At 68.7% G+C, this 20,971-nt stretch carries 22 protein-coding genes; 15 read left to right on the top strand and 7 right to left on the bottom strand.

Features of this window, described 5'->3' with window-relative positions; all coding sequences use genetic code 11:
- The first annotated feature begins 27 nt into the window (after nt 1-27).
- The 3 genes from ctaD (at nt 28) to HRU81_12115 (ending at nt 3,208) form a co-directional block, all read left to right on the top strand.
- Nucleotides 28-1,632, top strand: a complete 1,605-nt coding sequence (gene ctaD / locus HRU81_12105; GenBank protein QOJ32792.1) for a cytochrome c oxidase subunit I — start codon at nt 28-30, stop codon at nt 1,630-1,632.
- 132 nt (nt 1,633-1,764) lie between these two features.
- Nucleotides 1,765-2,325 carry a cytochrome c oxidase assembly protein gene (locus HRU81_12110; protein QOJ32793.1) on the top strand — a complete coding sequence of 187 codons (561 nt, stop codon included), beginning with the start codon at nt 1,765-1,767 and terminating at the stop codon, nt 2,323-2,325.
- Between the two features lie 13 nt (nt 2,326-2,338).
- Nucleotides 2,339-3,208 carry a cytochrome c oxidase subunit 3 gene (locus tag HRU81_12115; GenBank protein ID QOJ32794.1) on the top strand — a complete coding sequence of 290 codons (870 nt, stop codon included), beginning with the start codon at nt 2,339-2,341 and terminating at the stop codon, nt 3,206-3,208.
- Between the two features lie 42 nt (nt 3,209-3,250).
- Here HRU81_12115 and HRU81_12120 read toward each other — a convergent pair whose 3' ends face one another.
- A complete protein-coding gene (locus HRU81_12120; GenBank protein QOJ32795.1) occupies nt 3,251-3,457 on the bottom strand; it encodes a twin transmembrane helix small protein in 207 nt (68 codons plus the stop codon).
- A 50-nt stretch (nt 3,458-3,507) separates the two neighbouring features.
- On the opposite strand from HRU81_12120, the gene HRU81_12125 reads away from it, so the two are divergent.
- The 5 genes from HRU81_12125 to HRU81_12145 all read left to right on the top strand — a co-directional run bounded on the left by HRU81_12125 (nt 3,508) and on the right by HRU81_12145 (nt 9,336).
- Complete coding sequence (locus HRU81_12125) at nt 3,508-4,245, top strand: SURF1 family protein (GenBank protein QOJ32796.1); 738 nt, start codon at nt 3,508-3,510, stop codon at nt 4,243-4,245.
- Nucleotides 4,242-4,841: a cytochrome oxidase assembly protein gene (locus HRU81_12130; protein QOJ32797.1), complete on the top strand. Its 600-nt coding sequence runs from the start codon at nt 4,242-4,244 to the stop codon at nt 4,839-4,841. The genes HRU81_12125 and HRU81_12130 overlap by 4 nt, the downstream gene beginning before the upstream one ends.
- A gap of 14 nt (nt 4,842-4,855) precedes the next feature.
- A complete protein-coding gene (locus tag HRU81_12135) occupies nt 4,856-5,881 on the top strand; it encodes a COX15/CtaA family protein (GenBank protein QOJ32798.1) in 1,026 nt (341 codons plus the stop codon).
- 37 nt (nt 5,882-5,918) lie between these two features.
- Nucleotides 5,919-7,745: a DNA helicase RecQ gene (gene recQ / locus HRU81_12140; GenBank protein QOJ32799.1), complete on the top strand. Its 1,827-nt coding sequence runs from the start codon at nt 5,919-5,921 to the stop codon at nt 7,743-7,745.
- A gap of 67 nt (nt 7,746-7,812) precedes the next feature.
- Complete coding sequence (locus HRU81_12145; GenBank protein ID QOJ32800.1) at nt 7,813-9,336, top strand: hypothetical protein; 1,524 nt, start codon at nt 7,813-7,815, stop codon at nt 9,334-9,336.
- Here HRU81_12145 and HRU81_12150 read toward each other — a convergent pair.
- Nucleotides 9,221-9,589 (bottom strand): helix-turn-helix transcriptional regulator, encoded by a 369-nt coding sequence (locus HRU81_12150; GenBank protein QOJ32801.1) that lies wholly within the window; start codon nt 9,587-9,589, stop codon nt 9,221-9,223. The genes HRU81_12145 and HRU81_12150 overlap by 116 nt on opposite strands.
- 118 nt (nt 9,590-9,707) lie before the next feature.
- Here HRU81_12150 and HRU81_12155 point away from each other — a divergent pair, with 118 nt between their 5' ends.
- The 5 genes from HRU81_12155 to HRU81_12175 all read left to right on the top strand — a co-directional run bounded on the left by HRU81_12155 (nt 9,708) and on the right by HRU81_12175 (nt 15,719).
- Entirely contained in the window at nt 9,708-10,187 is a 480-nt protein-coding gene (locus tag HRU81_12155; protein QOJ32802.1) for a cytochrome P460 family protein, read from the top strand.
- A 47-nt stretch (nt 10,188-10,234) separates the two neighbouring features.
- Nucleotides 10,235-12,418: a DNA helicase II gene (uvrD, locus tag HRU81_12160; GenBank protein QOJ32803.1), complete on the top strand. Its 2,184-nt coding sequence runs from the start codon at nt 10,235-10,237 to the stop codon at nt 12,416-12,418.
- Between the two features lie 133 nt (nt 12,419-12,551).
- Nucleotides 12,552-13,928, top strand: a complete 1,377-nt coding sequence (trkA, locus tag HRU81_12165) for a Trk system potassium transporter TrkA (protein ID QOJ32804.1) — start codon at nt 12,552-12,554, stop codon at nt 13,926-13,928.
- A 13-nt stretch (nt 13,929-13,941) separates the two neighbouring features.
- On the top strand, nt 13,942-15,393 hold the full coding sequence (locus tag HRU81_12170) for a potassium transporter (GenBank protein QOJ32805.1): 1,452 nt from the start codon (nt 13,942-13,944) through the stop codon (nt 15,391-15,393).
- Between the two features lie 5 nt (nt 15,394-15,398).
- Nucleotides 15,399-15,719 carry a tetratricopeptide repeat protein gene (locus HRU81_12175; GenBank protein ID QOJ32806.1) on the top strand — a complete coding sequence of 107 codons (321 nt, stop codon included), beginning with the start codon at nt 15,399-15,401 and terminating at the stop codon, nt 15,717-15,719.
- Nucleotides 15,720-15,746: 27 nt separating this feature from the next.
- On the opposite strand, the gene HRU81_12180 is transcribed toward HRU81_12175, so the two are convergent.
- The 5 genes from HRU81_12180 to HRU81_12200 all read right to left on the bottom strand — a co-directional run bounded on the left by HRU81_12180 (nt 15,747) and on the right by HRU81_12200 (nt 19,566).
- Nucleotides 15,747-16,451 (bottom strand): SDR family oxidoreductase, encoded by a 705-nt coding sequence (locus HRU81_12180; GenBank protein QOJ33399.1) that lies wholly within the window; start codon nt 16,449-16,451, stop codon nt 15,747-15,749.
- 191 nt (nt 16,452-16,642) lie between these two features.
- Nucleotides 16,643-17,245 (bottom strand): DUF922 domain-containing protein, encoded by a 603-nt coding sequence (locus tag HRU81_12185; GenBank protein ID QOJ32807.1) that lies wholly within the window; start codon nt 17,243-17,245, stop codon nt 16,643-16,645.
- Nucleotides 17,242-18,540 (bottom strand): amidohydrolase family protein, encoded by a 1,299-nt coding sequence (locus tag HRU81_12190; protein ID QOJ32808.1) that lies wholly within the window; start codon nt 18,538-18,540, stop codon nt 17,242-17,244. Before HRU81_12190 ends, HRU81_12185 begins: the two co-directional genes overlap by 4 nt.
- A complete protein-coding gene (locus tag HRU81_12195; GenBank protein QOJ32809.1) occupies nt 18,540-18,803 on the bottom strand; it encodes a GIY-YIG nuclease family protein in 264 nt (87 codons plus the stop codon). Before HRU81_12195 ends, HRU81_12190 begins: the two co-directional genes overlap by 1 nt.
- 31 nt (nt 18,804-18,834) lie before the next feature.
- On the bottom strand, nt 18,835-19,566 hold the full coding sequence (locus HRU81_12200; GenBank protein ID QOJ32810.1) for a hypothetical protein: 732 nt from the start codon (nt 19,564-19,566) through the stop codon (nt 18,835-18,837).
- Nucleotides 19,567-19,770: 204 nt separating this feature from the next.
- Here HRU81_12200 and HRU81_12205 point away from each other — a divergent pair, with 204 nt between their 5' ends.
- On the top strand, nt 19,771-20,082 hold the full coding sequence (locus HRU81_12205) for an HU family DNA-binding protein (protein QOJ32811.1): 312 nt from the start codon (nt 19,771-19,773) through the stop codon (nt 20,080-20,082).
- A gap of 112 nt (nt 20,083-20,194) precedes the next feature.
- Nucleotides 20,195-20,911 (top strand): FKBP-type peptidyl-prolyl cis-trans isomerase, encoded by a 717-nt coding sequence (locus HRU81_12210; protein QOJ32812.1) that lies wholly within the window; start codon nt 20,195-20,197, stop codon nt 20,909-20,911.
- Nucleotides 20,912-20,971 lie beyond the last annotated feature (60 nt).

Consider the following 20,971-nt stretch of genomic DNA (forward strand, 5'->3'; position numbering starts at 1 on the left):
AGGCATGCAGCAAGGGAGCAGCAAGCAATGAGCGCCACGCAACACGCCGAGCACAAGCACGACCACAGCCACGGCCACGACGACCATGACCACGGGCCGCCGAAGGGCCTGATGCGCTGGATCACCACCACCAATCACAAGGACATCGGCACGCTGTACCTGGTGTTCGCGCTGGTGATGCTGTTCGTGGGCGGCGCCATGGCGCTGGTGATCCGCGCCGAACTGTTCCAGCCCGGCCTGCAGTTCGTCCATCCGGACTTCTTCAACCAGATGACCACGGTGCACGCGCTGATCATGCTGTTCGGCATGATCATGCCGGCCTTCGCCGGCTTCGCCAACTGGATGATCCCGATGATGATCGGCGCCCCGGACATGGCGCTGCCGCGGCTGAACAACTGGTCGTTCTGGCTGCTGCCCTTCGCGGCCGTCATGCTGCTGTCGACGCTGCTCATGCCGGGCGGCGGCCCGGCTTCGGGCTGGACGATGTACCCGCCGCTGGTGCTGCAGACGGGCGATGCCTTCCCCTTCCTGATCTTCTCGGTGCACCTGCTCGGCATCTCCTCGATCATGGCGTCGATCAACATCATCGTCACGGTCATGAACATGCGCGCCCCGGGCATGACGCTGATGAAGATGCCGCTGTTCGCCTGGACCTGGCTGATCACCGCCTACCTGCTGATCGGCGCCATGCCGGTGCTGGCCGGCGGCGTCACCATGCTGCTCACCGACCAGTTCTTCGGCACCAGCTTCTTCCAGGCCGCCGGTGGCGGCGACCCGGTGCTGTTCCAGCACATCTTCTGGTTCTTCGGCCACCCGGAGGTGTACATCATCATCCTCCCGGCCTTCGGCATCATCTCGCAGATCATCCCGACGTTCTCGCGCAAGCCGCTGTTCGGCTATGACTCGATGGTGTACGCGACGGCGGCGATCGGCTTCCTCTCCTACATCGTCTGGGCCCACCACATGTTCACGGTGGGCATGCCGCTGGCGGGCGAGATGTTCTTCATGCTGTCGACGATGCTGATCTCGATACCGACCGGCGTGAAGATCTTCAACTGGACGGCGACCATGTGGAAGGGCTCGATCTCCTTCGAGACCCCGATGCTGTTCGCGGTCGGCTTCCTCTTCATGTTCAGCATCGGCGGCTTTTCCGGGCTGATGATGGCGCTGGTGCCGGTGGACTTCCAGTACCACGACACCTACTTCATCGTCGCCCACTTCCACTATGTGCTGGTGCCGGGCGCGCTGTTCGCCGCGCTCGGCGGCGCGTACTACTGGCTGCCGAAGTGGACCGGCCACATGTACGACGAGAAGCTCGGCAAGCTGCACTTCTGGCTGTCGACCATCTTCGTCAACCTGCTGTTCTTCCCGCAGCACTTCCTTGGCCTGGCGGGCATGCCCCGCCGCATCCCGGACTACGCCACGCAGTTCGCCGACTGGAACATGTGGTCGAGCATCGGCGCCTTCGGCTTCGGCTTCAGCCAGCTGCTGTTCGTCTGGGTGGTCATCAAGTGTGTGCGCGGCGGTGCCAAGGCCACATCCCAGGTCTGGGACGAGGCCCGCGGCCTCGAGTGGACGGTGCCCTCGCCGGCCCCGTACCACACCTTCCAGGAGGCACCGGAGGTCAAGTGACCAGCGGCGAGCAGGATCAGCTGCGACGACGCGTGCGGCGCAACGCCTGGCTGCTGGCGCTGCTGGCGCTGGCGGTCTACGCGAGCTATTTCCTGATCGAGGCCTCGCGCCACCTGGCGGGCTGATGCAGGCATGATCGCGGAGCCGGAAAAGCGCAGCCACCGCCGCCTGACCTTCAGGCTGGGCCTGATGGCCGTGGCGATGTTCGGCTTCGGCTTCCTGCTGGTGCCGTTCTACTACCTGATCTGCGACATCACCGGCATCGGCGGTCGTCCCTCCGACGTGGCGGCTGCCGCGCCGACGACGGTGGACGCGCACCGGCGCGTGGCGGTGGAGTTCGTCGCCACGGTCAACGAGTACGCCCCCTGGGAGTTCCGTCCGGAAACCACGTCGATCGAGGTCGAGCCGGGCAAGCTCTATGACGTGGCCTTCCTGGCCCGCAACCTGACCGACCGCCACCTGGTCGGCCAGGCGGTGCCGAGCATCGCCCCGGGCGAGGGCGCGAAGTACTTCAGGAAGACGGAATGCTTCTGCTTCCAGGCCCAGGAGTTCGCGCCCGCCGAGCAGCGCGACCTGCGCGTGCAGTTCTACCTCGATCCGGCACTGCCGGAGTACGTCGACCGCATCACCCTCTCGTATACGCTCTACGTGAAACCCCAGGCCGCCACCGCCACGGCCGCGTCCCGCAGCTGAAGGAAGGATCGCAATGGCTCACGCCACCGCCCAGAAGTACTACGTTCCCCATGGCACCCACTGGCCCATCATCGGGTCGGTCGCGCTGTTCACCCTGCTCATCGGCTTCTCGGTGCTGCTGAACGGCACCAGCGGTGGCGAGTGGCTCATGGTGGCCGGCTTCCTGATGCTGGTCTTCATGATGTTCCGCTGGTTCGGCCAGGTCATCGGCGAGAGCGAGGGCGGGCTCTACAACCTGCAGGTCGACCGCTCCTTCCGCATGGGCATGGGCTGGTTCATCTTTTCCGAAGTCATGTTCTTCGCCGTGCTGTTCGGCGCCCTGTTCTATGCCCGGCAGCTGTCGCTGCCCTGGCTGGGCGGCGAAGGTTCCGACCCCTGGACCAACCTGTTCCTGTGGCGCGGCTTCGAGAACGAGTGGCCGTCCAACGGCCCCGGCCAGATCGGCGGCCATTTCCAGACCATGGGGGCATGGGGAATCCCGGCGCTGAACACGGCGATCCTGCTCACCAGCGGCGTGACGCTGACCATCGCCCACCACGCGCTGAAGGCGAACCATCGCGGACAGGTGGCCTTCTGGCTGGCCTGCACCTTCATCCTCGGCTTCATCTTCCTCGGGTTCCAGGCCTACGAGTACAACCACGCCTTCACCGAGCTGAACCTGACCCTGAAGAGCGGCATCTACGGCACGACGTTCTTCATGCTGACCGGGTTCCACGGCCTGCACGTCACCATCGGCGCGATCATGCTGACGGTGATCTGGCTGCGCTGCCTGCGCGGCCACTTCACCCCGGACCGCCACTTCGCCTTCGAGGGCGTGGCCTGGTACTGGCACTTCGTCGACGTGGTCTGGCTGGGCCTGTTCATCTTCGTCTACTGGCTGTAGCGCAGCGGCCGGCCCGCTGGCCGGGGCCGCCAGGCGCCCGGATCAGCGGCTGGTGACGCCGTGCGGCTCGATCCAGCCCGCGTACCAGGCGACGAAGAGGAACAGGAAGAGCGCCACCGACAGCGCGATGCGGATGGTCAGCGCGTTCAGCACGCGGCGCGAGCCGTCACGGTCCTTCATCAGGAAGAAAAGCCCCGAGCCCAGGCTCGCGAGGATGCCCAGAAGAAGGACAATGACCACCAGTTTCATCTGCGCCACCGCAAGCCGCCGGCATGACGGCGCCCAGGGCACGCTAAACCGTGAGGGGTCCAAGAGCAAGGTTCCGACCGCCCTGGTGGGCGACCCTGGGCACGCTGCTGCTCGGCGGACTGTTCGTCGGCCTCGGTTTCTGGCAACTCGACCGCGGTGCGCAGAAGCGCGCGCTGTTTGAGGCCTTCGATTCCGGCAGCAACGCCGCCACCGTGGCGCTGCCGCCGCCAGGCGCCGGTCCCCTCGGTGCGCTGCGCTACCGGCGGGTGATCCTGCAGGGGCGGTACGATGCCGCCCACCAGGTGCTGCTCGATGCCCGCAGCCACGGCGGCCAGGCCGGCTACGAGGTCCTGACACCACTGCTCGGCGACGGGCCGGCCGTGCTGGTCAACCGCGGCTGGGTGCCCGAGGGCGCGGACCGCGGCCAGCTGCCCGGGGTCGCGGTCGGTACCGGGCAGCGGCGCATCAGCGGCTATCTGGACATGCTGCCGCGCCCGGCGCTCAGCGCGGGTGCCGCTCCGGCGCCATCACCGCAGGACCCCTGGCCTCGCCGCCTGCTTTTCCCGACGACGGCGGAGATCGGCGCGGCCGCCGGCTACCCGGTGAGGGATTTCCAGGTGCTGCTCGCCGCGGATGAAGCCGACGGCTACCTGCGCGACTGGCGGCCGGCGCTGATGGCACCGCAGCAGCACCTGGGCTACGCGGTGCAATGGTTCGCGCTGGCGGTGGCGCTCGTCGTAATCTATGCGGCCCTGAACCTGCGCAGGCGCTCCGCCCCCCCGCCATGACCGACAGCACCGCCAGCCCGCCAACGGCCAACCGGGGCCGCCGCACCCTGCTGCTGCTCGCCGTGGTGTTCCTCGGGCCGATGGCGGTGGCGATGGCGCTGTATTTCACCGGATTCGAGTTGCGGCCCGGCGGCACCACGCAGCACGGCGAACTCTTCCTGCCACCGCGGCCCATGCCGGACGTCGGCATGACGCTGCTCGGCGACCCTGCCGGCACCGCGCAGCTGTATGGCAAGTGGACCCTCATCTACGCCGGCCCGGGCCAGTGCGACGACAGCTGCCAGCAGACACTGGTCGAGATCCGGCAGGTCCGCCGCGCGCTGGGCCGGGACATGGACCGGGTGCAGCGCCTGTACCTGGTGACCTCGGGCACGGCAGCCCGGGATTTCCTCGGCGCCGAGCACCCGGGCCTCGGCATCGTCGAGGCGCCCATCGAGGTGCAGGAGCTGGTCGGCATCATCGGCGACATCCACGCCGGCGACCTCTTCCTCAGCGACCCGCTCGGCAACCTCGTGATGCGCTACCCTGCCGGCACCACCATGAAGGCCATCCACACCGACCTGCAGCGCCTGCTGAAGATATCCACCATCGGCTGATCCAGGGACACGCCATGTACGCCACCTACCAACGCCTGCTCTACCTCGCTGCCGCACTCGCCCTCACCGTGGTGGTCCTTGGCGCCTGGGTCCGGCTCACCGATGCGGGCCTGGGCTGCCCGGACTGGCCGGGCTGCTACGGCCAGCTCACCGTGCCGAACGAGGAGCACGAGCACGCGGCGGCGGCGCAGGCCTTCCCGGACAAGCCGCTGGAGACCCACAAGGCCTGGCACGAGATGATCCATCGCTACGTGGCGACGACGCTCGGCCTGAGCATCGTCGGCATCGCCGGCCTGGCGCTGGCCAACCGGCGCGACTCCCGCCAACCGGTCGGCCTGCCGGTGGTGCTGCTGGCGCTGGTCATCTTCCAGGGCCTGCTCGGCATGTGGACCGTGACCCTGCTGGTCAAGCCGCTGATCGTCGTCGCGCATTTGCTCGGTGGTCTCGCCACGCTCGGGCTCACCTTCTGGCTCATCCTGGAGGCGCGGCGCCAGCGGGCGGTGTCCGCGCCCCGCGTGACCCGCCGTGCCTTCCTGCCCGGCGTCGTCGCGCTGGTGGTGCTGGTGCTGCAGATCGCGCTCGGCGGCTGGACCAGCTCCAACTACGCCGCGCTCGCCTGCCCCGACCTGCCCGGCTGCCTCGGCCAGTGGTGGCCCGGCCAGGCCGACTGGAGCGAGGCCTTCGTGCTGTGGCGCGGGCTCGGCATCAACTACGAAGGCGGCGTGCTCGAACCCGAGGCACGGGTGGCCATCCATTTCGCCCATCGGCTGGGCGCGCTGCTGACGCTGATCGTCATGATCGTCGTCGGCAGCCGCGCCACCCGCAGCCGGCAGCATCCGCCGCCCGTGGTGCTCGCCGGCTGGCTGGTGCTCGGCGCCGTCACCCTGCAGGTCGTCCTCGGGCTCAGCACCGTGTGGTTCGGCCTGCCGCTGTGGGTGGCGACGGCGCACAACGGCGGCGCGGCGCTGCTGCTGCTCGCCGTCATCAATCTCAACCACGCCGCGTCTTTCCCCGGTGGCGCCCGGCTGAGGATGGGCTGACACTGCGGGCCGTGACAGCCACGGGAGCGGGCCCGCCGTGAACGCCACTGCCCCGCGCCCCGATCCCCTCGACGACAGCCTGCGCAGGGTCTTCGGCCTGCGCGGGTTCCGGCCCCACCAGCGCGAGGCCGTCGAGGACCTCATCGCCGGCCGGGATGCCTTCGTGCTGATGCCCACCGGTGGCGGCAAGTCGCTGTGCTACCAGCTCGCGGCGCTGCACCGTCCGGGAGTCGGCATCGTGGTCTCGCCACTGATCTCGCTGATGAAGGACCAGGTCGACGGCCTGGCCGCCACCGGCGTGCGCGCAGCCTGCTACAACTCCTCGCTGGATGCCGGCACCGCACGCCGCGTGCTGGCACGGCTGCATGCCGGCGAACTCGACCTGCTGTACGTGGCGCCGGAGCGCCTGATGAGCCCGGAGTTCCTCGATCGCCTGGCGGGCATCGAGGTGGCGCTCATCGCCGTCGACGAGGCGCATTGCGTCTCCCAGTGGGGGCATGACTTCCGGCCCGAATATGCCGCGCTCGGCGGGCTGCGCGAACGCCTGCCCGGCGTGCCGCTGATCGCGCTCACCGCCACGGCGGACCCGCAGACCCGGCAGGACATCATGCGGGTGCTGAAACTCGACAACGCCAGCGTGCATGTCACCAGCTTCGACCGCCCGAACATCCGCTACACCGTGCGCGAGAAGCACCGGCCGCTGGAGCAGCTGCTGCGCTTCCTCGCCACCCAGGGCCGCGAGTCCGGCATCGTCTACGCGCTGTCCCGCAAGCGGGTCGAGGACATCGCGGCGGCGCTCGCCGGCCGCGGGCTGCGGGCCGCGGCCTATCATGCGGGCCTGCCCGCCGCGGAGCGCAATGCGGTGCAGGAGCAGTTCCTGCGTGACGAGCTGCAGGTCGTCGTCGCCACCGTGGCCTTCGGCATGGGCATCGACAAGCCCAACGTGCGCTTCGTCGTGCATCACGACATGCCCCGCCACATCGAGGGCTACTACCAGGAGACCGGCCGCGCGGGTCGCGACGGCCTGCCGGCCGAAGCCCTGCTGCTGTTCGGCACCCAGGACGTGGTGATCGCGCGCCAGCTGCTGGAGGAGACCGCCAACCCCGCGCAGCGCCGCATCGAATCGCACAAGCTGCAGGCCATGGTGGCCTTCGCCGAGAGCCTGACCTGCCGCCGCCAGGTACTCCTCGGCTATTTCGGCGAATCGCTTGCCGAGCCTTGCGGCAATTGCGATGTCTGCCTGGACCCGCCAGAGCACATGGACGCCACCGAAGCGGCCCGCAAGGCGCTGTCCTGCATCTATCGCGTCGGCCAGCGCTTCGGCATGAAGCACGTGGTGGACGTGCTGCGCGGCGCCGACACCGAGCGCATCCGCCAGCTCGGCCACCAGCGCCTGTCGACCTGGGGAATCGGCCAGGACCTCGGCGAAGCGGAGTGGATGTCCATTCTCCGCCAGCTCATCCATCGCGGCTACCTGGTGCAGGACATCGCCAATTACTCGGTGCTCAGGCTGACCGAGGCCGCCCGCCCGCTGCTGCGGGGCGAGACGACACTGCAGCTGGCCCGCCCGGCACGCAAGGCAAAGGCGGCGGCGCGCAGCGGCGCCACCACAGGCCATGCCGTGGAACTGGCCGCGGCGGACCGGCCGCTGTTCGAAGCCCTGCGCAGCCTGCGTCGCGAGCTGGCCGCCAGCCAGGGCGTGCCGCCCTACGTGGTGTTCGGTGACGTGACGCTGGTGGAGATGAGCCAGGCCAGGCCGCGGGACCCGGAGGCGCTGTTGCGCATCACCGGTGTCGGCCAGGTGAAGCTCGAACGCTACGGGGCGGCCTTCCTGGAGGTGCTGCGCGGCCACGAGGCGGGTTGAGGCCGGGGCTGGCGCAGGGGAAGCCCGGACGCTATCGTCGATGGCATTTCCAGGGGGTAGTCCAGCCGTGAAGATCCTGAAGCGAGTCGTCCTGGGGCTGTTCATCGGCATCGTCGTGCTGGCCGTGGCCGGCTATGGTGCCTATCGCTACGAGAACCGCACGCCGGCGCAGCTGGTGGCGCCCAATTACTTCGAGTACTACAAGCACCAGGACCCGGTGCCGGCAGGGAAGGTCGGGATCTTCATCTCGAGCCTGGTGATGCCGGAGGACTACCGCCAGGAGGACTTCCGCCTGCTGGCGCTGAAGGCCATGCAGTACGTGCCCTGGCCGTTCCGCCTGCAGTTCGATGCCGACCGCGGCGTGCTGCTGCTCGACCCGCAGCGCCCCTACGAGTTCGAGGCCTTCACGCCCGCCCGGCTGGTGGATGCCAACGGCAGCGACACCGACAGCGACGGCGTCGCCTATGTCGACAAGTACCGCAGCGGCGAGGTCGAGTGGGTCCCGCCGCGCGCCAGCGTGCACCTCGACCACGGCTACTTCCTGCTGCCGGGCCACCCGGGCGGCATGCCCACGGTGGCGGCCAAGCTCGCGACCAAGGCGCTCACCTACTACTACGGCATCGGCATCAAGGGCCACAAGATGCCGCACGAAGCCGGCATGCGCGCCATCGTCGAGGGCGCCATGGCGCAGGTCCAGGCGAAGTACGGCCCGGTTCCCTGGCGCTGGGTCACGGCCGACAACTTCAGCCTGGCCCGGCCAGCCATGTACTCGCTGCTCGATACCGGCGTGGACACCGTCATCCTCGCGGCACCGGCCGCCATTTACTCGCATCACGAGGAGTTCAACGGCAGCATCCGCCACGCCATGCACTACATCCACGAGTGGCAGGAAGCCCACGCCGGCAAGCCCGTCAAGGTGATCATCCAGCCGCAGATCGGCGACTTCGCGGTGCTCCGCCAGGCCTGGGTGGCCATGTTGCGCGACCGCCTCGACACCCTGCCGCGTACGGCTGCGGTCAAGGTGGTCATGTCGATCCACGGCATGGCCTGGGACCTGACACCCAACGAGGCCTGGATCGAACTCGCGCCGGCCTATCGTGACACCACGCTCGCCGACCTCAGGGCGCTGCTGGAGAGCTACGGCTTCGCGCGCACCGCGATCGTCCAGGCCCAGGACCATTTCGCGGATCCGGTCAACAACCCGAAGGGCCGCTACCTGTCGACCAACAAGGCCTTCCTCGACGGCATCCGCGAGCGCTACGACTACGTCATCAACGTGCCGATCGAATTCTTCGCGGAGAACACCGACACGCTGTTCTCCCACGCCATGTTCAACTTCGAGCACATCCCGGGCTACGACCGCTACCAGCAGGTCGATTACCCCGACTGGACGGTTCCCTACACGCGCGAGTACATCGTGGATGGCACGCACCTGATCTACAACGGCGTGCCGGTGGGTCGCTACAACGGCCCGGTCATTGCCGCCTTTGCCGAGGCCCTCGACTCGGTGCTCGCTCGCGGGCCGCAGGCACCGCAGGCACGGACCGCAACTCCGCATCCAGCTGCCGGATCTGGTCCAGCAAGCCTGTGAACTTCATGCCGAAGGGCGTCAGCGAGTACTCCACCCGGGGCGGGATCTCGGCATAGCTGGCCTTCTCCAGGATGCCGTAGCGCTGCAGCTTGCGCAGGCGCTCGTTCAGCACCTTCGCGCTCAGGCCCTCGATGGCGTGTTCCATGGCACCCGGCCTGCACACGCCGCGGCGCACGAGGTCGATGACGGCCAGGGACCACTTGCAGCCGACGATGTCCTCGACCATGCGCGAGACAGGTTCAGGCGAGCTCATCGATCCATACCATTTGGTTCCCACCCCACCGCGAGGTGCCCGCTTTCGGCGACAAGGCGCCTGCGCTAGCGTTGGCCTGGAGACTTCGCCGCAACGCCGGCAGACCAGGGAGACCAGCATGACCAGGACCATCATCGCACTGCTGCTCGCGCTCGCGGTGCAACAGCCAGCCACCGCCGATGACAGCACCGTTCCCTATCCGGAAGGCTATCGCGACTGGCGCCATGTGAAAAGCATGGTGATCGAGCCGGGGCACCCGCTGTACCAGGCCTTCGGCGGCATCCACCACCTGTACGCCAACCCGAAGGCCGTGCAGGGCTACCGCAGCGGCCACTTTGCCGACGGCGCGGTCATCGTCTTCGACCTGCTCGAGGCCCGCCCGGCCGACTCGGCCATCAGCGAGGGACCGCGCAAGATCGTCGGTGTCATGGTCCGCGACGCCCGCCGGTATGCCGCCACCGGGGGCTGGGGCTTCGAGGGCTTCCGTGGCGGCGCGTCCGGCGACCGGGCGGTCGGCAAGGACGCCGCCACCGCCTGCTTTGGCTGTCACCAGCCCCGCAAGGACAGCGAGTACGTGTTCAGCAGCATGCGCGACTGATCGGGCGGGCCGGCAATGGCCCGCCGATTACTCGCTAGAATGGCGGGATGGATGTCACCCGCATTCTTGCGCCGCTCAATGACGCGCAGCGCGACGCCGTCACCGCGCCGCCGGGCCCCGTGCTGGTGGTGGCCGGTGCCGGCAGCGGCAAGACCCGCGTCCTGGTGCACCGCATCGCCTGGCTGATCCAGGTCGAGAACGTCTCGCCCTACGGCATCCTCGCGGTGACCTTCACCAACAAGGCGGCCGCCGAGATGCGCAGCCGCATCGAGACGCTGCTCGGCATCCCGGTGGACCAGCTCTGGGTCGGTACCTTCCACGGCCTGGCCCACCGCCTGCTGCGGCGGCACTGGCGCGAGGCGAACCTGGTCCAGGGCTTCCAGATCCTCGATGCCGAGGACCAGCAGCGGCTGATCCGCCGCCTGCTCAAGGGCCTGGAACTGGACGAGAGCACCTGGGTGCCGCGCGAGGTCCAGTGGTTCATCAACAACCAGAAGGACGAGGGCCGGCGGCCCGACGACCTGCGCGACGAAGGCGACGTCACGCGCCGCCAGCTCATCCACCTGTACCGTCTCTACCAGGAGACCTGCGAGCGCTCGGGCCTCGTCGACTTCGCGGAGCTGCTGCTGCGCGCCCAGGAGCTCTGGGCCCGCAACCCCGATCTGCTCGCCACCTACCGGCGCCGCTTCCGGCACGTGCTGGTGGACGAGTTCCAGGACACCAATGCCATCCAGTACGCCTGGCTCCGGCTGCTGGCCGGCGACACGGGCCTGCCCTTCGCCGTCGGCGACGATGACCAGTCCATCTACCGCTGGCGTGGCGCGCGCACCGAGCACCTGGCGCGCTTCCGCCAGGATTTCCCCGGGGCGCGCGTGGTCAAGCTGGAGCAGAACTACCGCTCCACCGGCACCATCCTCAGGGCCGCCAATGCCCTGATCGCCCACAACAGCGGGCGCATCGGCAAGCAGCTCTGGACCGAGAGCGGCGAGGGCACGCCCATCCGCCTCTTCGGCGCCTTCAACGAGCGCGAGGAAGCGCAGTTCATCATCGAGCGCATCCGCGACTGGGTCGCCCGCGGCCACCGGCGCTCGGAGGTGGCCGTCCTCTATCGCTCCAACGCCCAGTCCCGCGCCTTCGAGGAGGCGCTGATGCACGCCGGCATGCCCTACCGGGTATACGGCGGCCTGCGGTTCTTCGAGCGCGCCGAGATCAAGGATGCGCTGGCCTACCTGCGCCTGCTCGCCAACCGCGACGACGATCCGTCATTCGAACGGGTAGTCAACCTGCCCGCGCGCGGCATCGGCACGCGCACCGTGGACGAGATCCGCGGCTACGCCCGTGCCAACGCCATGCCCATGTGGCGCTCGGCACAGACCGCCGCCGGTGGCGCCCTGCCGGCACGCGCCGCGAAGGCCGTGCACGAGTTCCTCGCGCTCGTGGACGCCATGGCCCGCGATACCGCCGGCCTGCCGCTGCACGAGCAGGTGGACCACGTGGTGCAGCGCAGTGGCCTGGTGGAGCACTTCCGCAAGGAGGTGCGCGACCGGGCCGAGGCGCGCCTCGAGAACCTCGAGGAGCTGGTCAGCGCCGCGCGCAGCTTCGATGCCGTGGACGCCGGCGACAGCGAGGCTGGCGCTGCCGACATGGCGCCGCTGGATGCCTTCCTCGCCCATGCCGCGCTGGAGGCTGGCGAGGCCGAGGGCGGGGACTGGGACGATTGCGTGCAGCTCATGACCCTGCACTCCGCCAAGGGGCTGGAGTTTCCGCTGGTGTTCATCGCCGGCATGGAGGACGGCCTGTTCCCGCACCGGCGCACGCTCGAGGATCCGCAGGGCCTGGAGGAAGAGCGGCGCCTTTGCTACGTCGGCACCACCCGCGCCATGAGCGAGCTCTACCTCACCTACGCCGAGCAGCGGCGCCTGCACGGCGTGGACAGCATCGGCCAGCCCTCGCGGTTCATCGGCGAGATTCCGGCCGAACTCCTCGAAGAGGTGCGGCCACGCATCCGCGTCTCGCGACCGGTCTATCGCCGGCCCATGGAATCCGGCGGGCTGGTCCACGATCCCGAGCAGCCCGTCCGGCTCGGCCAGCGGGTGCGCCATGGCCGGTTCGGCGAGGGAATCGTGCTCAACTGCGAGGGATCCGGAGCCCATGCCCGGGTCCAGGTCAACTTCGAGAACGGCGGCGCCAAGTGGCTCGTCATGTCCTATGCCAACCTCGAGCTGATGTAAGCTTGCGTCGTGGTGCCGGTGTTGCGGTTTCGGCAAAGAACCTGGCCGGACGGCCGGCGCCGGACCGGATCGGATCTCGGGCAACGGCACCTCATCGCATGACAGTCTTCCGAAACCGCAACACCGGCACCCCATGAAGATCATCATCCTTGGCGCCGGGCAGGTGGGCTCGACGGCTGCGTTCCAGCTCGCCCGGCAGGAAGCCAACGAGGTCACCATCGTCGATCACAACGCCACGGTGCTGCGCGACCTGCAGGACCGTCTCGACGTGCGCACCGTCGTCGGCCACGCGGCCTATCCGGCCACCCTCGAGCGCGCTGGCGCCGCCGACGCCGACATGATCATCGCCCTGACCAGCAGCGACGAGGTGAACATGGTCGCCTGCAGCGTCGCCCACACGCTGTTCCACATCGGCACCAAGATCGCGCGCGTGCGCTCCGCGGAATACATCGCCACGCCGAACCTGTTCAGCCCCGAGGCGATCCCGATCGACATGCGCATCAGCCCCGAGCAGCTGGTCACCCAGCACATCCAGCAGCTGATCCATTATCCGGGTTCCTTCCAGGTGCTGGACTTCGCCGACGGCCGCGTGCGCCTGGTCGGCGTGCGTGCGCGCCGCGACGGGCTGCTGGTGAACCAGCGCATCCGCAATCTGAAGGCCCACATACCCAACGTGGAGGTGCGCATTGCCGCGGTCTACCGCGCCGGCCAGAGCGTGCCCACCGATGGCGAGACGCTGATCCGCGAGAACGACGAGGTGTTCTTCATCGCCGGGCGCAACGACATCCGCACCGTCATGGCCGAGATGCGCAAGCTCGAGCCGCCGGTGCGCCGGGTGGTGATCGCCGGTGGCGGCAACATCGGCCTGCGGCTCGCCTCGGCCCTGGAGCAGACCAACAACGTCAAGGTCATCGAGCGCGACCGCGAGCGGGCGCAGCGCATCTCCGAGCGCCTGGCCAAGGCCATCGTCCTGCACGGCGATGCCGCCGACGAGGAGCTGCTGCTGGAGGAGAACATCGACACGGCCGACGTCTTCGTCGCCGTGACCAACGCCGATGAAGCCAACATCCTCTCCGCCATGCTGGCCAAGCAGCTCGGTTGCAGGAAGGTCATGGCGCTGGTCAACCGCCCCGCCTACGCCGGGATGGTGGAGACCGGCCGGGTCGACGTGGCGATTTCGCCGCAGCAGATCACCATCGGCTCGCTGCTGGCCCTGGCCCGCAAGGGCGACATGGTGAAGGTGCACTCGCTGCGCCGGGGTCGCGCGGAGGCGATCGAGGCCGTGGCCCACGGCAATGCGGAGATCTCGCGGGTGGTGGGCCGCACCGTCGAACAGGTGGCGCTGCCGCCCGGCACGACCATGAACGTCATCGTCCGCGAGGACAAGGTCATGGAAGCACACCATGACACGCTGATCCGCACCGACGACCACATCATCATGTTCCTCACCGACCGGCGCCAGGTGGATCAGGTTGCGCGGCTGTTCCAGCTGCCCGGCCGCTTCCGCTGACGCGATTCGCACCATGCGGCTCAGAAACATCCAGCAGATCCTCGGGCTGCTGCTGATGCTCTTCAGCACCACCATGCTGCCGCCGGTGTTCATCTCCGCCTGGTACCGCGACGGCTCCGCCGCGGCCTTCGTCTCCGGCTTCCTGGTGACGCTGCTGACCGGCCTGCTGGTCTGGGCCCCGGTGCGCCGGGAAAGCCGCGAGCTGCGCTCGCGTGACGGCTTCCTCGTGGTGGCCGGCTTCTGGACGCTGCTCGGCCTGTTCGGCGGTGCCCCGCTGCTGTTTGCCGACCAGCCGTCCATGTCGCTCACCGACGCGGTGTTCGAGGCGGTCTCGGGCGTCACCACCACCGGCGCCACCGTGCTGACCGGTCTCGACCGGCTGCCGCCGGCGATCCTCTACTACCGTGCGCAGCTGCACTGGCTGGGCGGCATGGGCGTGGTGGTGCTCGCCGTGGCCGTGCTGCCGATGCTGGGAGTCGGCGGTTTCCAGCTCTATCGCGCCGAGACCCCGGGCGCGATCAAGGACACCAAGCTCACGCCGCGCATCACCGAGACCGCCAAGGCGCTCTGGTACGTGTACCTGGGGCTGACCATTGCCTGCACGCTGGCGTACTGGGCCGCCGGCATGTCGTTCTTCGACGCGGTCTGCCACAGCTTCGCCACCATGGCGACCGGCGGCTTCTCCACGCACGACGCCAGCCTCGGCTACTTCGGCAGCCCGCTGATCGACATCATCGCCGTGGTGTTCATGGTGCTGGCCGGCGCCAATTTCGCGCTGCACTTCCTGGTCTGGCAATCACGCAGCCTGCGCAACTACGGCCGCGATCCGGAGTTCAGGGCCTACCTGGTGATCCTTGCGGCGATCTCCGTGTTCGTCGTCGCCTACCTGTTCCTCAGCGGACACTACGTCAGCCTGCAGGAAGCCGGGTTGCAGGGCGTCTTCCATGTGGTTTCGTTCATGACCAGTACCGGCTTCGGCACGGGCGACATCACCGCCTGGCCCGGGGCCCTGCCGGTGCTGCTGGTGCTGTCGATGTTCATCGGCGGCTGCGGCGGCTCGACGGCCGGCGGCATGAAGGTCATCCGCTGGCTGCTCCTCTACCGCCAGGGCGCGCGCGAGGTGGTGCGGCTGGTGCATCCGGCTGCCGAGATCCCCGTCAGGCTCGGCGAAACCGTGGTGCCGCAGCGGGTGGTGGATGCCGTGTGGGGCTTCTTCGCCATCTACGTGGTGCTGTTCGGCGCCATGATGCTGGTGCTGCTCGCCACCGGCGTCGACCAGGTCACTGCCTTCTCCGCCATCGCCACCTGCCTCAACAACGTCGGCCCGGGGCTCGGGGCCATCGCGGCGAATTTCGCCACCATGCATGATGCGGACAAGTGGGTGTGCGTGCTGGCGATGCTGCTCGGCAGGCTGGAGATCTTCACGCTCTTCGTGCTGATCTCCCCGGCCTTCTGGCGGCGCTGACCGCCATGGGCCGCGCAGCCGCCCTGGAGGCGCTGCTGGCCAGGGGCCAGGACAACGCCCTGCTGCGCTTTTCCCTCGGCAGCGAGTACCTCAATGCCGGCGACCCCGGGACAGCCGTGTCGCACCTGCAGCGGGCCGTTGCCCAGGATCCCGGCTACTCCGCCGCCTGGAAACTGCTCGGCAAGGCCCATGCGGCACAGGGTGATGCCGCACAGGCAAGGCAGGCCTGGGAACAGGGGCTCGCCGCGGCAGCCCGCAAGGGCGACCGGCAGGCGGAGAAGGAGATGACGGTGTTCCTGCGACGGCTCGACAGGGGCCAGCAGTAGGCCGGCCCTGCCGCAAGACGCCTCAGCTCACCAGGGCAGCACCGCCCCGTCGTAGTTGATGAACGACCCGGTGTTGTCGATGGTCATGCCGTCGATGTTGCGGATGAGGTCGCGCGCGGCATCCCCCACCGGTCGCAGCATGTTCTTCGGCAGACCCTTCATGAAGTCGGTATCGACCATGCCCGGATTGAGGATGGCGACACTGACACCCTTCGGCTTGAGCTGGAACGCCAGGGTACGCATCTCCATGTTCAGCGCTGCCTTGCTGGCGCGCATGAAGTACAGGCGCGGGCCGCTCACCAGGCCGACCGAGCCCTCGCTGCTGGAGATGGCGACGATGCGCTTGTCGTGGCCCGCGAGGATGCTGGGCATGAAGGCCTCGCTGATCGCCAGCGGCGCGATCGTGTTGACGCGCAGCACGTCCTCGAAGACCGCGTAGTCCATCTTGCCGAACATCTGGTTCTGCATGCCGCCGTTGACGCCGGCGTTGTTGATCAGGATGTCGATGGGAGTCTGCGCAAGCTTCGCCGCCAGCGCGCGGATCTGCGCCAGGTCCGTGACGTCCAGCTGCTCGACGCTGACCCGCGGATTGGACGCGGCGAGCGCCTTCAGCTCGTCGGCATGGGCGGGGTCACGGGCCGTGGCGATGACGCGCGCGCCCCGTGCCGCATACTGGCGGACGAGTTCCAGGCCAATGCCGCGATTGGCTCCGGTCACCAGCACCGTGGGCACATGGGCGGGGGCGGGCGCCGCGTCTTCGGCAAGAACCGTCGGTGCGGCGAAAAGGGCGCCGGCCAGCAAAACCAGGATGCGTGAAAGCATGAGGCACCTCGCTGTCGCAGATCCGTGATGCAGCGGGATACTACGACGCGTGGCCGTCACCGGCCGCCCGCTGCGACCACATGCCGCACCCGGCGGAAAGATCAGGGAAAGTGCGCGCCCTGGCGGGCACCGTGGCGGCTGCGGCGGTCGTACTCCTGCTCCCTGGCGCGGAAGCGGGCGAGCACGCGGTCCGCCGCGGCATCGGCCGCGCGCCGGAAGCTGTCGCAATCCGGGGCCTCGCGCAGGCGTTCGATGGCCTTGCGCAAGGCCGCCGCGGCGTCGCGCACGATCTTCTCGTGCCCCGCCTCGTGGGCCTGCAGCGCGCCGAGGTAGCGGCGCCACTGGCGCTCCAGGCCGGGATCCGCGTCCGCCGGTGGTTGCCAGCGGGGCAGCGTCACGTCGATCCACAGCAGTGCCTCGACGTGCTCCAGCACGCAGGCACCGTCGCTCATCCTGGTCAGCGGCTGCCAGCGCAGGTGCCAGGCGGTGTAGCCATCCCAGCGCCGGCCGGCATCATCGACCGGGCCGGCCTGGTCGAGCGCGGCACGCAGCCCGGCGGCCGTACTGCCGGTGATCTCGTAATACAGCACGCGGCGCTCGATACGGGAAGCGGACCCTGCCGCCGCGGCACCGATGGCGCCCGGGGACGCGGCCAGCAGCGCCAGGCCGAGCGCCAGTGCCAGCCGCGTGGCGGGCCGCCTCACTCGACGACGATATCGAGCGCCTTGCCGTCCCGCTTGGCGACCCGGCCGGCCTTCATGACGAAGTCGATCTTCTCGAGCACGGCGACGTCATCCAGCGGACTGCCCTTCACGGCGACGATGTCGGCCAGCTTTCCGGCTTCCAGCGTGCCGGCTTCCTGGTCGATGCGGAACAGGCGTGCCGTGTTCACGGTGGCGGCCTGCAGCGCCGCGGCCGGGGTCATGCCGGCCCTGACCATGTAGCCGAACTCCTTCGCGGCGAGGCGGTGCGGTATGCCGCCGTCATCGGTGCCGAAAGCGATGGGCGTGCCGAACTTCAGCGCGCGCTCGAAGGCGTGGCCCTGCTCGCGGTACTCCCGGATCGGCCCGGACTGCGCCACCGAGAGCGTCGGCACCAGGTAGATGCCCTTCTGCTTCATGAGCTTCAGCGTGGCGTCATCGGCACCGAAGCCATGCTCCACGGAATCCACGCCGGCACGCACCGCGTCGGCCACGGCCTGGGTGGCGTAGGCATGGGTGCCGACGATCATGCCGAGCTGGTGCGCCGTCTCGACGATGGCCTGCATCTCGTCGAAGAAGAAGCGCTGGTCGATACCGGTGTTGTCGGCGAACCCGCCGGTCGCCATCATCTTGATGACGTTGGAGCCGAGCTTGTGCTGCATGCGCACCGCATGGCGGCAGCTCTCCACGCCGCTGCACAGGCTGGAGGCATCGATGTCCAGCGGGCTGAGGTCCTCCTTCGTCATGTCGCCATGACCACCCGGGGCGGTGACGGGATTGCCGGCCGCCAGGATGCGCGGCCCGAGGAACTTGCCGGCGTTGATCCAGTCGCGTACCGCGAATACCGGATGCGGCCCGGATGCCTGCTCGCGCACGGTGGTGAAGCCCGACATCAGCGTCACGCGGGCGTTGCGCAGGGTCCAGAGGGTCAGGTCCGCCTCCGTCATCTTGTCGGCCTTCTTCGGCGGATGATCACCGCCAGACCACATCAGGTGCGCGTGGGCATCCATCAGGCCCGGCATGACGAAGCGGTCCCGCAAGTCGATCACCTCCACGGCCGCATCGCCGGCATTGCCGACGGCCTCGGCCCCGAGGAGCCCATCGCGCACGGCAAGCAGCTTGCGGCCGCGGATCACCAGAGTCTGGTTGCGCTTCGCGGGCGTGCCCGGTACCGCCAGCAGCTCGCCGGCCTGGATCACGGTGTACGGCCCCTCGTCGGGCTTGTCGGCGGCCGACACCAGGGCGGGCAGCAGGCTGGCGACCAGGAAGGCGAGGATGGCTTGCAGGACGGACGGCATCACGGTTCCCCTTTCATCGGGCGCCCGAGGAGGGCGTGTTTGTCGGTGGTGGCCAGCTGCTTGATGGCGTACTCGCGCCGGAGCGCGGCACCGCGGTCCGCCGCCGCCTCCACATGCACCAGTCGCACCGGCAACCGGCTGCGCGTGTAGCGCGCGCCGCGCCCGCTGTTGTGCGCGGCGAGGCGGGCGGCAACGTCCCGGGCAATGCCGGTGTAAAGGCTGCCGTCGGCACACTCGAGCATGTAGACGCGCCAGTCGGCCATGGCAGCGGCGATGATGCCCGCAGCCGCGCGGCTAGCCGGCGGGCCCGTCGCCGGCCGGCGCGGCCGGGGGTGGCTGGCTGCGCACGTAGCGGACCGCGGCCAGCGCCATGGCCGCGGCGCAGAGCAATTCGCCGGCGAAACGCGGCAGCGGACCCCAGGTCAGCGGCAGGAGCAGGAGCGCCGTGCCGACACCCATGCCGGCGAGCAGCCAGGGCCAGTCCTGCCGGTACCACAGACCGGCACCGAGGCCCAGGTAGGCGGCGAGCACGATGGCAGGCACCACCGGCAGGCGTGGCGGCAGCAGGAGTTCGGGGGCCGCATCCGGGCAGAACAGCGGCGGGGGCACCGACGGCAGGTACCAGACCACGTCCTGCCAGCATGCCGGAGCCAGCGTCGGGATGACGAAGATCCCCGGCAGGCTGTAGATCAGCAGGGCCACCGCCAGCAGGCAGACCCCGCCGTGCCCCCAGTCGATCCGGGCCCAGGCGAAGCCGCTGCCACGGCTGATGGTGGCGAAGGTGAAGAGCGCCGCCGGCAGGGCCACCGTCGCCACCAGCAGGGGCAGGACGTAGAGGCCCCGCAGGTCCGCGCCCGGGCCGGCCCAGCGGCCGGTACCGGCGATCAGCGCATGGAGCACTGCCGCCGCCAGCACCAGGACGTTGAACAGCAGGATGACCGAGCGACTCCGCCGCCACTCGCCGAAGGCCCAAAGGCAGGCCAGGAAGCCTGCTGCCGCCATGACCAGGATCAAGAGCGAGAACATGGCCGGATCATACCGCAGGATGCACGAGACAGAAGCCGTGGCCTTTCAGGCGCGTACATGCCAATGGTCAGCTTTCACGAAAAGGCTGTAAATGCAGGCTCAAACGCCCTTGCCCGGCGAAAATATTCTCTTGGATGTTGCACGAGCGCGTTTATACTTCGCTCCCGGGACTACATCTCTACACTCTCACGGAGTATTGAAAAAATGGCGAAAAAGGGTGGCGCACCGACCAAGTCGGATATCCTCAACGCGATCGCGAAGGACACGAAGCTCTCCCGCAAGCAGGTGTCCTCGGTGTTCGACTCGCTCAACGGCGTGATCAAGAAGAGCCTGCGCAGCAACGGCCTGTTCACCATGCCGGGCCTGCTCAAGCTCAAGGTCATCAAGAAGCCCGCGACCAAGGAACGCGAGGGCACGAATCCCTTCACCGGCGAGAAGATGGTCTTCAAGGCGAAGCCCGCCTCGAAGAAGGTCCGCGCGCTGCCGCTGAAGGCGCTCAAGGGCATGGTCAACTAGGCCAGGCAGCCTTTCACATGACGAATGCCGGGCCACGCCGCGCGCGTGGCCCGTTGGGTTCGGCCCGGAGTGGCGCAGCCGCTCCGGGCCTTTTTTCCACGGGGCCAAATCCATGAAGCACCTCAAGTCAGCCAGTTTCCTCCTCCTCGGCCTGGTGTCGCTCACCGCAGCCTGCCAGCAGAAGCCGCCGGAGGCACCGAAGGCGTCCGCCATGACGGAAGACCAGAAGGCGATCTACGCCTATGGCGCCGCCATCGGCCAGCAGATGGCAGAGCAGAACAAGCAGCTGCGCCTGTCCGCCGAGGAACTGGAAGTGTTCCGCAATGCCTTCGGCGACACTGTCTCGGGCAAGGAGCCGGCAGTGAAGATCGAGGAGTACGAGACGAAGTTCCGCGAACTCGCGCAGGCACGCATCGCCGCCGGTGCGGCCGATGCCAGGAAGACGGGCGAAGAGTTCCTCGCCAGCGCCGCCTCCCAGCAGGGCGCCGTGAAGACCGACTCGGGCCTGGTATTCCGCACCATCACCCCGGGCAAGGGTGGCGCGCACCCGCAGGCAACCGACAAGGTCAAGGTGCACTACCAGGGCACGCTTCCCGACGGCACGGTCTTCGACAGCTCCCTGCAGCGCGGCCAGCCCGCGGAGTTCACGCTGAACCAGGTCATCCCCTGCTGGACCGAGGGCGTGCAACGCATGCAGGTCGGCGAAAAGGCGCAGCTGGTGTGCCCGGCGACGCTGGCCTATGGCGACCGCAACACCGGCGGTCCCATCCCGCCCGGTTCCACCCTCAACTTCGAGGTGGAGCTGCTCGAGATCAACCCGAAGCAGTAGGCACCACGGCGGCAGCGCGCCCGGCAGCGCGGGCGCGCTGCCGTTGCGCCGCGGGTTATC

It is taken from the genome of Gammaproteobacteria bacterium, from assembly GCA_015709695.1.
GTDB lineage: Bacteria > Pseudomonadota > Gammaproteobacteria > Steroidobacterales.

Excerpts from the sequence above, each read along its gene's own strand:
- HRU81_12200 (QOJ32810.1), bottom strand. The coding sequence starts at position 19,566 with ATGTTCTCGCTCTTGATCCTGGTCATGGCGGCAGCAGGCTTCCTGGCC.
- HRU81_12150 (QOJ32801.1), bottom strand. The coding sequence starts at position 9,589 with ATGAGCTCGCCTGAACCTGTCTCGCGCATGGTCGAGGACATCGTCGGC.
- HRU81_12155 (QOJ32802.1), top strand. The coding sequence starts at position 9,708 with ATGACCAGGACCATCATCGCACTGCTGCTCGCGCTCGCGGTGCAACAG.
- HRU81_12130 (QOJ32797.1), top strand. The coding sequence starts at position 4,242 with ATGACCGACAGCACCGCCAGCCCGCCAACGGCCAACCGGGGCCGCCGC.
- HRU81_12110 (QOJ32793.1), top strand. The coding sequence starts at position 1,765 with ATGATCGCGGAGCCGGAAAAGCGCAGCCACCGCCGCCTGACCTTCAGG.
- HRU81_12170 (QOJ32805.1), top strand. The coding sequence starts at position 13,942 with ATGCGGCTCAGAAACATCCAGCAGATCCTCGGGCTGCTGCTGATGCTC.
- HRU81_12120 (QOJ32795.1), bottom strand. The coding sequence starts at position 3,457 with ATGAAACTGGTGGTCATTGTCCTTCTTCTGGGCATCCTCGCGAGCCTG.
- HRU81_12175 (QOJ32806.1), top strand. The coding sequence starts at position 15,399 with ATGGGCCGCGCAGCCGCCCTGGAGGCGCTGCTGGCCAGGGGCCAGGAC.
- HRU81_12135 (QOJ32798.1), top strand. The coding sequence starts at position 4,856 with ATGTACGCCACCTACCAACGCCTGCTCTACCTCGCTGCCGCACTCGCC.
- HRU81_12115 (QOJ32794.1), top strand. The coding sequence starts at position 2,339 with ATGGCTCACGCCACCGCCCAGAAGTACTACGTTCCCCATGGCACCCAC.
- uvrD (QOJ32803.1), top strand. The coding sequence starts at position 10,235 with ATGGATGTCACCCGCATTCTTGCGCCGCTCAATGACGCGCAGCGCGAC.
- HRU81_12195 (QOJ32809.1), bottom strand. The coding sequence starts at position 18,803 with ATGGCCGACTGGCGCGTCTACATGCTCGAGTGTGCCGACGGCAGCCTT.
- HRU81_12205 (QOJ32811.1), top strand. The coding sequence starts at position 19,771 with ATGGCGAAAAAGGGTGGCGCACCGACCAAGTCGGATATCCTCAACGCG.
- trkA (QOJ32804.1), top strand. The coding sequence starts at position 12,552 with ATGAAGATCATCATCCTTGGCGCCGGGCAGGTGGGCTCGACGGCTGCG.
- HRU81_12210 (QOJ32812.1), top strand. The coding sequence starts at position 20,195 with ATGAAGCACCTCAAGTCAGCCAGTTTCCTCCTCCTCGGCCTGGTGTCG.
- HRU81_12190 (QOJ32808.1), bottom strand. The coding sequence starts at position 18,540 with ATGCCGTCCGTCCTGCAAGCCATCCTCGCCTTCCTGGTCGCCAGCCTG.
- ctaD (QOJ32792.1), top strand. The coding sequence starts at position 28 with ATGAGCGCCACGCAACACGCCGAGCACAAGCACGACCACAGCCACGGC.